We start from the raw sequence: 13,433 nt of genomic DNA on the forward strand, positions 1-13,433 counted from the left end.
GTCCAGCAGGTAATCGACCGCCCGACGCGTGGCCGGCGCCCCCGAGGCGATGGCGATGGCGTCGGTCCACCGTTGCCGAGGACCACCCAGGGCGATCGTCGGCACCTCGGAGAGGAGCTGCTCCAGCTCGTCGTCGATGTCGCCCAGGGTGAGGGCGAGGACGATGCCGGCGACGTTCTGCTCGAGCAGGCGGGTCATGGCCCGCGAGATGTCGGCGATCTCCTGGGATGCGGTGACGCTCATGGTGACGGTGTACCCGGCGGCCTCGGCCTCCGCGATGATGCCTGTGGCCACATCGAAGCGGAACGAGCCCTCACCAAGGGTGACCACCCCGATCGACCTGCTGTTGCCCGACGCGAGCGCCGAGGCGACGCGGTTGCGGCGATAGCCGAGCTCGGCGACGGCCGCGAGCACCTTCTCTCGGGCGACCGTCGAAACGTGGGGGTATCCGCTCAGGGTGCGTGAGACGGTCTGCGGCGAAACTCCCGCCAAGCGCGCGACGTCGATCATGTCGGGGCCGGTCGAGCGCGAGGCTCGAGCCGTCGTGCCGTTGGTAGCTGCCATCGTCCTAGCCTCCCGCCCCTGTCGCGCCGAGAACTTCGAATGCGTCCGTGGCGAGCTCGTCTCGCCGCATGCGGAAGTCAAGCACAGCAGGCACGGGCTCTGCACGCGCGACTCGCGCCCGCAATTCGGGCGACACGGAGATGCCGGCCGATCGGGCGTGCTCGGCGGTGCGGAGGTCCCACCAGAGCGCATGCAGGCTGGATTCACCTTCGCGGAGGTCGGCGACCTCGATGCCGCCATCGATGATGCGGCGGCATCCTTCGAGGTCTCCAACGGCGATCCGGGCAGTCGCCTCGAGAAGTCGCACTCTTCCCCCGACCCGAGCCTCAGCAGGCAGGCTCTCGATGGCACGGCACGCGCGCACCCCCTGTCCGGCGAGCAGGTAGGTCCTGATCGCCTCGATCGCGAGCGGAACACTGTGCGGAGAGAGCTGCAGCGCGTCGTCGTACCACTCGCAGGCCTGGTCGAGGTCGCCGAGGTGCCGGCTCAGGGCCGCGAGATTCCGAACGGAGAGGACGTTCGGTGTGATCGCGATGGACTGCAGCCATTCGGCACGCGCGCCTTCGAAGTCCTCGCGATGCGCGAGCGCGTTGCCGCGCAGCGCTGCCTCGACCCAGCCGCCGCGACCACGGAGCTCCGCTTCCCACTCGGGGTGCACCTGCAGCGACCGTGGGAAGGCGGCCGGGTCGTCGTGGGGAAAGCGCCCCGCCTCGATGAGCTCTATCCAGTCGCGCTGTTCGGCCGTGAGCGTCACCGCCTCGAACGGGGCCTCCGGTCGCGACAGGCGATCCTGCCCGCGCACGAGACGGCGCTGGTCCTCGAGGGCGCCCCAACCCGATCCGCGATGCAGCACCTCGGTGATGGGTGCACGCGCCACGATCGCGGCAGCAGTCCCCTCGGCTTCCAGCTCGCTCGGCGATGCGAGCGCGTGCACGGCCGTTCGCGCGGCAGCGCGTGCAGCCGACCATTCGCCGTGGGCGGCCTCGGCCGGAACATCGACCCGGCCATAGGCCTCCACCCACGAGATCTCTCCCCCGGCGGGAAGCCGGACGTGCTCGAACTGGGTGCGAGCGAGGCCCGCCTGAATCTCGATATAGGCACGCTCCGGACCGCTCAGCCACTCCTGCCAGCGCTCACCGCCCACGCTCGTGCCCCACAGGAACAGCTTCCGGCCGCGCAGCTGCGGGCTGGAGATCTGCGCGAGCCCCGTTCCCCCTGCGTCGACGGCGGTGATCCACGGGTTCGCTTCGGCATCAGTATCGAAGAAGTAGTCCGCTGCGTCGTCCACGCGGCCGGGGTAGGTCACGTCGATGCCGAGAGCCTCATCCACCACGGGCACACGGCGCAGCGAATTGGCGTAGCCGTAGTTCCATGCCTGCTCGGCGCACGAGATGACGCGGGTGTGCTCCGCCTGCTCGACCGCGATGTTCGACCACCAGTAGGTGGGAACGTCGTGGTCGTTGGGGTTCGTCAACCTCACGTGGATGAACAGCGCCCCCGAACCGGCAGGAAGGTGAGCGTCGACCTGATAGACGACGTTTCGGATGCGGTCGAACTCATAGAGACGGAGCACGGGCGTTCCGTCGGGGTGGTCGACGCGCGCTGCGTGGATCGGTGAGAACGTGCCCGGGGCATGGCCGATCGTGCCGACGTTCCACTCCACTCCGCCGGCGAACCAGGCGTTGCGCAGCGCCAGGTTCGCCGGCTGGAGGATGCCGTTGCGGAACAGCAGTTCGCGGCCGCTCGGCTTGTGGATGAGCGACCACAGTCGTCCACCCGCGCCGAGGAGGAAGGTGGCGCGGAGCAGCTCGTTCTCCAGCACCGCGACCGGATGCTCCTGGATCACGCGGTCGCGTGCGTAGTCGTCCTGCAGCAGGTACGGCGCGATCGATGGGACGCGACCGTACGCGGCATTCGTGCGGATCTCGTCGGACGCTTCCGACATGTCGACCTCGAAGTCGCGGTTTCCGGTGCCGAACAGCGGCGGCAGGAGATTGTCGGGCCCCAGGGGGGCGGTCGGCAACGAGAGTCGATCGACGAACAGTTCAGTCATGAGAGTTGTTTCTTTCAACAGAGGATCATCCGAGGCAGAGGGTGGTGAGCGGCTATTTCCCGGCGCCCACCGTCATTCCTTCGACGATCCGACGACCCATGACCATGAAGGCGACCAGGACCGGAAGGGTGACGAGCACGATGCCGGCGAACAAGCCGCCCCAATTGGACGTGTACTGCATCGTGCCGTAGAGGCCCATCAGGGAGACCGGCAGTGTCTGCTTGTCGGTCTCGGTGATGAAGATGAGCGCGACGAGGGTCTCGTTCCATACGCCGAGCCCGGCGAGGATCGCTGCGGTGATGATGCCCGGGCGCGCCAGGGGCAGCATGATCGTGAAAAACGTCCGGAACGGTCCGGCACCGTCCAGCGCAGCAGCCTCCTCGACCTCGCTGGGCAGCGAGCGGAAGAAGCCCGTCAGCAGGAAGACCGTGAAGGGCAGTCCGGTGGCGACATAGATCAGGTACACGCTGATCCGCTCATCCCACCAGCCGAAGAGCGAATACATCGTGCTGCTGATGGTCTGCATCATCACGAAGATCGGCAGGATCACGGCCTGGAACGGGATGCCCATGCCGACCACGAAGAAGCTGGTCAGGGGGCTGGCTGCCCGGTGCCTGGTGCGGCTGAGCGCCTGTGCGGCCAGCGCGGACAGCAGCACGATCGTGACTGTTGCGGCCGCGCACAGGGCGACGGTGTTGAGGAAGCCGGTGCTGAGGTTGCCCACTCCGAGCGCCTCGACATAGTTGTCGAAGTTGAAGTTCCGGGGCAGTTCGAACGGCTTCGTGAAGATCTCGGACCCATCCCGGAACGACTGCAGGATCAGCCACAGGAACAGCAGCACGTTGAACGCGGCGACCGCCCAGATCAGGGGGGCCACCATCGGTCCGAACCAGCCGCCTCGACGGGCGCGCACCACACGGCGAGCGCTGCGAGCGGGCGCCGGAGCCGCCACCTGCGGAATGGTCATCGGCATGGTCAGGAGATCAGAACTCGAGTGCGTCACGGCGCATCATCCTTCTCACAGCGACCACCAGCACGGCGATCAGCACCAGCATGAACACGCCCATCGCGGAGCCGTAGCCCATTTCATAGGCCGGAGACGGTCCACCGGTGGTGGCCGCATATTGCGCGATCGCGAGTGTCGCGACGTCCGCCGGCGGATAACCGGCCATGCCCACGAACGCGAACACGAAGTCGAAGATCCGGATCGCGCCGATCAGCCACAGCACGACGGCCACGGTGACGATGTCCCAGGTCAGCGGCAGCGTCACATACCGGAACCTCTGGAATGCGTTCGCACCATTCAGCTCGGCGTCCTCGTAGAAGTACGGCGGGATCCGGTCGATGCCCGACATCAGGAGGACCACGTAGAAGCCGACGCTGATCCACACGATGCCGATCATGATGGTGTGGAACTCGTTGTCCGGTCCCAGCCAGTCGATCGCGAACGCTCCGAGCCCGACCCCGCGGAGAATCGAGTTCAAGGCGCCCTTCGGAGCCAGCAGCAGCCCGAACCCGATACCMATCACGATCGGCGAGATGATGTACGGGAGGAACAGAAGAGTGCGAACGGTGACCTTGGCGCGCATGTCGCGGACCACGATCGCGAAGGCGAAAGCGATCACGAACACGAAGAAGCCGCAGACGAACGCGATCGCCATGGTGTTCCAGAACGCAGCGTGGAAGTACGAATCGCGGGTCAGCCGGAGGTAGTTGGCGATGCCGATGAACTCCATGTCCGTCCCCGCTCCCGCCCAGCGCGTGAAGCCGGCCCAGATGCCGACCAGCGCAGGGGCGATGAAGAAGAAGATGTACACAGCGAGGGCGGGGAGCACGAACACCCAGAAGGTGCGCCGTCGCTGGCCCTCGAGCGAGGCGGCGCCCTTGCGGGCCGGGCGGGAAGCCGCCCGACCCGCAAGGGTGATGGTTGCCGACATTGTCAGCCCTGCGCTGCGAGCGTGTCGATCGTGCGCTGCTTGAGTGCGGCGACGAACTCCTCGGCGCTCGCGAACTTCTTGTTGAACAGGTCCGCGACCGTCGGGTAGAGCACCTTTCCCGACCAGTCGGCGTTGACCGCGCTGCCGTCGAGACCGGGGACGAGCTCATCGGCGTCGGCCGAGGCCTGCACCTGCGCGGCGAAGTCGGTCAGATCCTTCGGCACAGTGACGTCGCTGCGGGGGGCGAGGCTGGACGAGTCGGTCGCGAAGGACTGGAGGACATCCTTCTTCAGGAAGTAGCGGATGAACTCCTTGGCCGCGTCGGCGTTCTTCGCCTTCGCCGGGATTGCGAAGCCGAAGTCGTCGACCCAGGTGACGTCATTGCCCTTGCCGCCGTCGACGGTCGGATACGGCACGGAGCGGTACTCGATGGTGGCGTCGACGTCGATGTCCGACTGCGCGAGGGCGGCACCGGTCTCGGCAGGCGCCCAGGCGCCCATCGTGAGGAATGCCGCACCGTTCGAGCCGTCGGCCCATCCGGTCTGCTGCGCCGGCCAGGTCGTGCCGGCGAAGTCGTCGGGCAGGTATCCGCCCTGGAGCAGCGGGAAGAGGTCCTCCGCCGCGGCCAGGATGGCCGGGTCTTCGGCCGCCTCACCCGTCTTGTCTGCTGCGACCGCGTCGAGCACCTTGGCGCCGCCGTGACGGACTGCGGAGTACGCGAACCAATACATCTCGTAGTACGACTGGTCGCCGTCGACCGTGAACGCGGGCCGGCCTTCGGCCTTCAGCTTGTCGGCGAGGGCCGCGAAGTCGTCCCACGTGAGGGGGGTTTCGATGTCGTCGGTGAGGCCGTTGTACCAGGTCGTGACGCCGGTGACCGAGTAGGGGACGAGCATCGGCTCGCCGTCCTTGTTCACGTACAGGTTTGCCAGGCTCTCGGGAATCAGGTCGCCGATCTTCTCCGACTCGCCGAGGGGCGTGGTCTTGTACACGTCGGCGAGCCCGAGCACACCGTCGCTCTCGAGGAACGAGCCCCAGATGCCGCTGCCGGCCTGGTCGAAGAGGTCCGGCGGGTTGCCGGCCGCCTGACGGGGCGTGACCTGCTTGATGACCTCGCGGCCGGTCCACTCGACATCGACCTTGATGCCGGTCTCCTTGGTGAAGTCCTTGATCGAGGCGGCGAGCACCTTCTGCTGCGGCTCGCCTTCCTTCCACATCGACCAGTAGGTGAAGGACTGGGGTGCGGCGTCGCCGCCGGCCTGCTGCTGCGCGCAGCCGGTCAGCGCGCCACTGACCGCCACCGCTGCGACGGCGGCGAGCGCCACCGTGCGAACGATCCTGCTCTTTTTGATCATCCTTGATCTCCCTGTTGCTCTGTGATTGAGGGGGTGCCTCCGGCGAGTCTTCGTCGGGTCGGCGGCTAACGTAACACGATTGCTAGCGCTATCAAACACTTTTTTGTTTGCGCTGCCAATTTTCTTGTTAGCGCTAGCAATGGGACGACTGAACTGCTTACTATCTCCCCAGAACCCGACCCTCCCCCTGACCCTGAACGACGAAGGAAGTACCACCACATGTCCGAGAGCTACGACCGTTCGGCCTGGTTCCGCGAAGCGCGGTTCGGCATGTTCCTCCATTGGGGGCCCTATTCCGTCGCCGGCCGGGAGGAGTGGCTCCGGTCCATCTACCGCCTCTCGATCGAGGAGTACCAGCCATACGTCGACGGGTTCGTGCCAGACGCGTTCGATGCGGAAGCGTGGGCGGATGTCGCGGAGCGCGCCGGGATGAAATACGCGGTCCTCACCTCGAAGCACCACGACGGGTTCTGCCTCTTCGACAGCGCGCACACCACGTACTCGACGATGCACAACGGACTCGGCCGTGACGTGGTCCGCGAGTTCGTCGAGGCGTTCCGGCGCCGTGGGATCAAGGTCGGGCTCTATTACTCGCTGCTCGACTGGCATCACCCTGATTACCCGGCGTGGGGCGACCGTCAGCACCCCCATCGGGACGACGAGACGTACCGCGACCGCACCCACGACTTCGCGAACTACGTCGACTACCTGCACGCGCAGGTCCGCGAGTTGTGCACGAACTACGGCGAACTCGACCTGCTGTGGTTCGACTTCTCCTACGACGACTTCACCGGGGAGCGGTGGCGGGCGAGCGAACTGGTGGAGATGGTCCGCGCGCTGCAGCCCGGCATCCTGATCAACAACCGCCTCGAGGCGAGCGGTGGGAGCCTGGGCTCACTGGTCACTGCCCACCCGACACCCTGGGCAGGCGACTTCGTCACCGCCGAGCAGCTCGTCCCACCGAGCGGCATCCGCGATGTTCACGGTGATGCGGTGCCGTGGGAGTCGTGCCTGACGGTGAACAACCACTGGGGCCACTTCATCGGCGACGACGCATACAAGTCGAGCCGGATGCTGGTGCGCAACCTGGTCACGACGGTCAGTCGTGGCGGCAACATGCTGCTCAACGTCGGCCCGCGGCCGGACGGTCGAATCGGCGAGAACGAGACGCGGATCCTCGGTGAGATCGGGGCCTGGCTCGAGCGGAACGGGGACAGCATCTACGGGGCGGGAGCAGCCGAGCTGCCGAAGCCGGACTGGGGCTGCTACACCCGCCGCGGCCGCGAGGTCTTCGCGCACGTCTTCGAACCGCCGATCGGTCCGCTCGCCCTGACCGGCATCGATGCGGACGAGATCGCGGAACTCCGCATCGACGGCGAAGTCATCCATCGGGCGGATGGCTGGCTCACCGAGGCATACCCCGACACCGTGTTCGTCTGCTTCGGCGACGACGACACATCGTTCACCTATCCCGTGCCCGACGAGTCCGACACGGTTGTCGCCGTGCGCCTCGCCGCCACGATCGCTGCTCCGGCGTCCGCGTGACGAGCTGGGTGCTGCATACCGCAGGCACAACCTACGCCGTGAGTCTGGCGCTCGACGACACAGCCCTGGTGCTCGACTACTTCGGACCGCGCACGGATCGTGTCCCGCACTGGGAGCGGCCCGACGTGCCGCCGATCATGTCGACCTTCGCCGACTATGCACCCGTCGAGTACGCCGCGCTCGGGCTGCGCCACGTCCACGCGAGCGAGTTGATCGTCGAGTACCCGGACGGCTCACGCGGGTCGCACTTCAGCTATTCGGACCACGTCTTCGACCAGGACGAGAGCACGACTCACCTGGCGGTCTCGTTCACGGATCCTCGGGGGCTGGAGATGGTGCAGCACGTCAGCACCGTCCCGAGCTCCGACGTGGTCGAGCGGTGGGTGATCCTCCGTGACGTCCGGCGCGATGGGAAACCCATCCGACTGGCTCGTGCCTTCTCCGGGGCGGTATCGCTTCAGGCGCCATCCGGCGTGCGATTGGACTACCTCGCCGGAGGATACGCGCGCGAGGTGCAGCCGCAATCGTTGGAACTGCGAACGGGCACCTTTCGAATGGGGAGCAGGCAGGGCCTCACCGGGCACACCTTCGCTCCGATGGTCGCCGCCACACCGCTGGATGCGACGGGGGGGACGGATGCCGGGGCTGGGACGATCGGCATCTCGCTCTCGTGGAGCGGTTCGTGGGCGATGAGCGCCGAGGCTCACCCGAACGGCCTCGTGCGGATCTCGGCCGGTCTCGACGACGAGGGAACGACGCTTCTCATGACCCCCGGTCGAGAGGTCGAGACTCCGCACCTGTTTACCGCACACGTCATCGGCGGTCTTCCGGAGCTGACCCGGGTGTGGCATCGCCACCAGCGCAGCGCGATCTCGCGCACGACCTCGCCCGAGCACCGGCCCATCGTGTACAACTCGTGGGAGGCCACCGAGTTCGACGTGACCGAAGACGGTCAGCTCGCCCTTGCCCGCAGCGCGGCCGACCTGGGTGTCGAAGTCTTCGTGGTGGACGACGGATGGTTCGTCGGACGCAACGACGGCGACTCCGCACTCGGCGATTGGACCCCCGATCCATTGGCCTTCCCGAACGGGCTCGCCTCGTTCGCCGACAAGGTCATCAGTCACGGCGTCCGATTCGGACTCTGGGTCGAGCCCGAGGCGGTGAGCCCGAACAGCGAGCTCTATCGAGAGCACCCGGACTGGGTCTACCAGAATCACGGCATCCCGGAGATCCTCATCCGGGATCAGCTCGTGCTCGATCTCGGAAATCCCGACGCCTACGCGTGGGCCGAAGCAATGCTGCGTCGACTCCTCAGCGACTACCCCATCAGCTTTCTCAAGTGGGACATGAATCGGCCGATCACGAGCCCCGGCCGTCGCTGGGACCTGAATGGGTTCGAGTGGTCGTTTGCGCACACATCCGCCTACTACCGGCTGCTGCAGATGATCCGCGACGAGTTCCCCCACGTCACGGTCGAGGGCTGCTCCGGTGGGGGCGGCCGCATCGACAATGCCGTCCTCGCTCTCGTCGACGTGGTGTGGGCGAGCGACGCGACCGGCCCCCGCGACCGTCTCCTCATCCAGGACGGCTTCCTGACGGCCTATCCCGCTCACGTCATGTCGTCCTGGGTCACCGACACCCCAGGAGTCCTGGATCGGGCACCTGCTTCACTCGAATTCAGGTTCGTCGTCGCGATGGCGGGGGCGCTGGGCATCGGCGCCGACATCGGCGCGTGGACGGAAGCCGAGCACGCGACAGCGCGTTCGATGGTCGCACTGTACAAAGACGTGCGCCCGGTCATCCACGAGGGCGAGCTCTACCGTCACTCGACACCCACCGCCCGGGAATACGCGCTCGAGTTCGCCGGAGGCGACGCGCACGGCGGTCGGATCGTCGTGCTCGCGTACGACAGCACGCGCGAGCGTTTCGGGGCTGAGCCGGTGGCCTTGTTGAGCATCACACCGCCGATGCGGATCCGCATCGACTCTGCGGTGATGGGTAAGACGTACCAGCTACGCTCGGACGGATCGCTGCACAGCGGCGCGGCACTCCGAACCTCCGGGATCGAGATCCCCTGGGCGCTCGCCGCCGATGCCGACGTTCTCGTCCTCGACCCGGTCGCCTGACCCACCACCCGTCCGGACGCAGGAGATGAATGCCGTGAACGAACCCAGTGCCACCAGGGTGAAAGAGATCCTGATGCTGCACCACAGCCATCTCGATGTGGGCTACACCCACTCGCAGCCGATCCTGTGGGAGCTGCAGAACGAATACATCGGTGAGGCGATCGTCTGGCTCGAGAACACGGCTGATCTGCCCGAAGGCGTGCGCCCGAAGTGGACGTGCGAGGCGACCGAGCCGGTGCGACGCTGGCTGCTCCGCGCATCGGAGTCGGAGCGCGGCCGGTTCCGGGCGCTGGTCGCCGAGGGACGGATCGGGCTGGCCGCGCTGCGGTGGCATGTCGGGGCCGCGATCGATCGTGCGGGGCTGGAGAGGCTGGTCGCGGGCAAACGGGAGATCGAGGAGCTGACCGGCGCGTCCATCTCCGTGGCGTGCCAGCACGACGTGAACGGCGTGCCGTGGGCGATGGCGGATGTGCTGCTGGACGCCGGCGTCGACCTCTTCGTGATGGCCGTCAACACGCACCTGGGTCAAGCGGTGCAGCCGCGGCCCGGGATCTTCCTGTGGGAGGCGCCGTCAGGGCGGACCATCCGGGTCTTCAACGGACACCACTACACAATGTTCGACCAGCTTCTGCTCTCGTGGCACGATTCCGTCGACCGGATGGCGGAGGGGTGGAGCAGCCTCTCGACGTGGCTCGACGGCATCGGCTACGGACTCGATTTCGTGTACCTGACGAGCACCGCTGCACCCGTCATGTGGGACAACGCACCGCCAAATCCGTACATGCCGGACCTGCTCGCCCGATGGAACGCCGCAGGCCAGGGTCCGTCGGTGCGCTACGCGACCTTCGACGACCTGCGGCAGCGCGTGCTCGAGGTGCCGGAGGAGACCCTCCCCCGGCTGCGAGGGGACTGGACCGACTACTGGAGCTTCGGCTACGGCAGCACGCCGATCGCGACGGCTCTCAATCAGCGGGCGAAGCGCCTTGTGGCCTCGGCGGAGACCCTGACAGCCGGCATCCCTCATCCGACAGCTGCTCAGGCGCTGGAGAAGCTCGACCTGTTCGATGAGCACACCTGGGGGTATTACGACACGACCCCCGAGCATCCGCAGGCGCAGACCGGCGACCTCCTGAAGCAGGCGTACCCGCACGAGGCACACGAACTCGCGTCCTTCGCCGTGATGGACGGGCTCGAACGGCTCGCGGAGAACCCGGTCGCCGACAAGGGCGTCAAGGGCGTCCTCCTCTGCAATCCGACGCCGAACACCGTGACGGTCCACCCACGGCTGCCCGCTGCCTGGTTCCGCACCGACACTCCCGAGACCGCACGCACCGCTCGGAGCAGTCGGATGCTGTACCCCGGCCGGTCCTGGGGTGCCGAGTTCCCCGGCGATGTGGCCCGGGCCTTCGGCCCGATCGAGCTTCCGCCGCAGTCATGGCGCAGCATCCCGCTCGAAGAACTGCCCGCCCCGCGCGACCGTGCCGCCGTCGTGCACGCGATCGAGACGTCGAGGCAGGAGCGTCGCGAGCTGAACGTGGCATCGACGGATGTCGCGGTCACCCGCGTCGGACGCATCGAGTCGCCCTTCCACACCCTGAGCTACGACCCCGGCAACGGCCGGATCCTCTCGTTGACCGACCGACGCCAAGGACGCGAGCTGCTCGCCCCCCGCGACGGGATGGACTTCTTCTCGTTTGTCCGCGAGCGGCCCGACGCCCTCGACGACGGCACCCGGCAGGCGTACTACCGGCGCAACCTCGACAGCGAGAAGTACGACATCTCGTGCTGGCGGGCGTGGTCGCCTATTCGAGAGCAGGCGACGCGAGTCTTGGATTGCTCCGTCGACGAACGCCCCGACGGGATCACCCTTGTGCGCACGCTGGCCGCGCCGGGAATCACCCACCTGGTCGTCTCGATCTCGCTGTTCGCGGATGATCCGATCATCCGGGTGGATGTCGAACTCGAACTCGAACGCGAGGCGAACCCGCAGGGCATCTACTTCGCCATCCCGCTGGCCATGAGTGGAGGGTGGGGCGCAGCGTTCGACAGCGCCGACGAGATCGTGCGGCTCGACCTCGACCAGCTCCCCGGCGCCTCCCGCGGGTGGGTGACGGTCGAGTCGATGGCCACCATGTGGGATGAGGAAACGGCCATCGCACTCTTCGCGCCCGACGCGCCGCTGGTGCAATTCGGCGACTTCCACTTCGGCCCGCCGATCGAGTCGGTGCCGCGGCCCCAGGATCCTCTCCTGCTCGCCTGGCCCGTCAACAACTACTGGGACACCAACTTCGCCCGGACCCAACCCGGCCGCATGCGTCTGCGATACGGCTTCATGTCGACCCAGACGTCAGCGCGCGACGAGCTGCCACATCACGCGGCGACATTCCGGCAACCACCTCTCGTATGGCCGATCACCACGGCGGGACGTGGTGCCGGGGGTGGCCTGCTGCCGGGGGCCACCCTGGACGACGGCTGATCGCATCGATCTCAACCAGCTCTCGCGGTGGTCCGCTCGCGTCTCCACCACCGATCTGATGGCATGGAACGCCCGCTTGGCCCCGTCGTGCGAGGCGAAGCCGGGAGCGCCGGCGCCGACCGGTTGTACAGTGCTGGGCTCAACGGAGCGCAGGGTCGGCGACGCCCGAGCCCTGGTCTGCCTCGTCTGCGCTATCGAGTTCGACCTGGCCTCTCTCGAAGTACGCGACGAGGTCCCCCGGGAGCTGGGGCACCGCGAGCGCGGATCCGTCGCCACGCAGCGACTGCGTCGCCAGGATGCCGGCCGCCACCGCCTCGCGAGCCGCCACGGGAGAGGTCTCGGTGACGCCGCCTTCTCGCACGAAGCGGAGGAACTCGGCGATGAGCAGTCGGTCTGCGCCGCCATGGCCGGAATCCGTGATCGCCGGGACGATGAAGGTTTCGTCGGCGGGGGCCAGGTCCTGATGACGTTGATTCCACAGCCGAATCTCGCTGCCCTCGCCGTTGCCGAAGTTCTCGATTCGTCCCTCGGTGCCGATCACGGTGTAGTTGCGCCACGTGTCGGGAGCGAAGTGGCACTGCAGGTAGGACGCGAGCACGCCGTTGGAGAGCTGAAGGTTCACCATCGACAGGTCTTCGACGTCGATGACCGGGTTGAGGCCTGTCTGTGACGCGGGGGGCCAGTTCTCGGTGCTGAACCAGTCGAGCATGCGCTCGTCCGATCGGTCACGGCGATCCTCGATCTGTCCGTAGACGCTCAACGAGCCCATCGCGGCCACTCGTTCGGCATAGCCTCCGGCGAGCCAGTGGATGATGTCGATGTCGTGCGCACCCTTCTGCAGGAGCAGTCCCGTTGTGCGACGCCGGTCTGCGTGCCAGTCCTTGAAGTAGTAGTCACCGCCGTTGCCGACGAAATGACGACACCAGACGGCCTTCACATCACCGATCCGCCCATCGACGATGATTCGACGCATGAGGGTGATGACCGGAAGGTGACGCATGTTGTGCCCCACGTAGAGCCGGCTGCCGGTGCGTCGCGCGGTCTCGAGGACGGCGTCGGCCTCTGCAAGATCCGTCGCGAGGGGCTTCTCGCTGAAGACTGCGACGCCCGCTTCGAGTGCGCGGATGGCGATCGAGGCGTGCAGGTCGTCGGGGGTGAGGATCATGACGGCGTCGATCCCCGACCCGAGCAGCTCGTCGAGCGAGTCAGTGACGAGCGCGTCGGGCAGTGCCGCGCGTGCGTCGGCGCGGCCGCGCTCAGCGACGTCGCACACCGCAGTCACGCGAGAGCCGGCACCTGGCCGGTGCACTTCCTCGTGCAGGCCGGCACGGATGCCGAAGYCGATGATGCCGATATTGAGATCCATTCGGGTTCCTC

Annotated in this window: 9 protein-coding genes; 3 read left to right on the forward strand and 6 right to left on the reverse strand. The window is 67.0% G+C overall.

Features of this window, described 5'->3' with window-relative positions:
• From AC1DVT_RS11620 to AC1DVT_RS11640, 5 genes are all read right to left on the reverse strand, one after another.
• On the reverse strand, positions 1 to 564 hold a 564-nt coding region (locus AC1DVT_RS11620), incomplete at its 3' end, for a LacI family DNA-binding transcriptional regulator (protein ID WP_477389058.1).
• 4 nt (positions 565 to 568) lie between these two features.
• Positions 569 to 2,617 (reverse strand): DUF5107 domain-containing protein, encoded by a 2,049-nt coding sequence (locus tag AC1DVT_RS11625; protein WP_477389060.1) that lies wholly within the window; start codon positions 2,615 to 2,617, stop codon positions 569 to 571.
• A gap of 52 nt (positions 2,618 to 2,669) precedes the next feature.
• The gene (locus AC1DVT_RS11630; protein WP_457100753.1) at positions 2,670 to 3,620 is read right to left on the reverse strand and encodes a carbohydrate ABC transporter permease; all 951 of its coding nucleotides are present in this window, start codon (positions 3,618 to 3,620) and stop codon (positions 2,670 to 2,672) included.
• Complete coding sequence (locus AC1DVT_RS11635; RefSeq protein ID WP_477389062.1) at positions 3,601 to 4,554, reverse strand: carbohydrate ABC transporter permease; 954 nt, start codon at positions 4,552 to 4,554, stop codon at positions 3,601 to 3,603. The genes AC1DVT_RS11630 and AC1DVT_RS11635 overlap by 20 nt, the downstream gene beginning before the upstream one ends.
• 2 nt (positions 4,555 to 4,556) lie before the next feature.
• Entirely contained in the window at positions 4,557 to 5,909 is a 1,353-nt protein-coding gene (locus tag AC1DVT_RS11640; RefSeq protein ID WP_477389064.1) for an ABC transporter substrate-binding protein, read from the reverse strand.
• Between the two features lie 162 nt (positions 5,910 to 6,071).
• Between AC1DVT_RS11640 and AC1DVT_RS11645 the strand changes: the two genes are divergently transcribed.
• The 3 genes from AC1DVT_RS11645 to AC1DVT_RS11655 are packed head-to-tail and all read left to right on the forward strand — an operon-like array spanning position 6,072 to position 12,056.
• Positions 6,072 to 7,454, forward strand: a complete 1,383-nt coding sequence (locus AC1DVT_RS11645) for an alpha-L-fucosidase (protein WP_477389070.1) — start codon at positions 6,072 to 6,074, stop codon at positions 7,452 to 7,454.
• Positions 7,451 to 9,580, forward strand: a complete 2,130-nt coding sequence (locus tag AC1DVT_RS11650) for an alpha-galactosidase (RefSeq protein WP_477389066.1) — start codon at positions 7,451 to 7,453, stop codon at positions 9,578 to 9,580. Before AC1DVT_RS11645 ends, AC1DVT_RS11650 begins: the two co-directional genes overlap by 4 nt.
• Positions 9,581 to 9,614: 34 nt before the next feature.
• Entirely contained in the window at positions 9,615 to 12,056 is a 2,442-nt protein-coding gene (locus AC1DVT_RS11655; protein ID WP_477389068.1) for a glycoside hydrolase family 38 N-terminal domain-containing protein, read from the forward strand.
• A gap of 139 nt (positions 12,057 to 12,195) precedes the next feature.
• Here AC1DVT_RS11655 and AC1DVT_RS11660 read toward each other — a convergent pair whose 3' ends face one another.
• Positions 12,196 to 13,422, reverse strand: coding sequence for a Gfo/Idh/MocA family protein (locus tag AC1DVT_RS11660; RefSeq protein ID WP_477389072.1), 1,227 nt, complete (start codon positions 13,420 to 13,422; stop codon positions 12,196 to 12,198).
• Positions 13,423 to 13,433 lie beyond the last annotated feature (11 nt).

The sequence above is a fragment of the Microbacterium sp. P2_F9 genome (assembly GCF_056403635.1).

Excerpts from the sequence above, each read along its gene's own strand:
- AC1DVT_RS11625 (WP_477389060.1), bottom strand. The coding sequence starts at position 2,617 with ATGACTGAACTGTTCGTCGATCGACTCTCGTTGCCGACCGCCCCCCTG.
- AC1DVT_RS11640 (WP_477389064.1), bottom strand. The coding sequence starts at position 5,909 with ATGATCAAAAAGAGCAGGATCGTTCGCACGGTGGCGCTCGCCGCCGTC.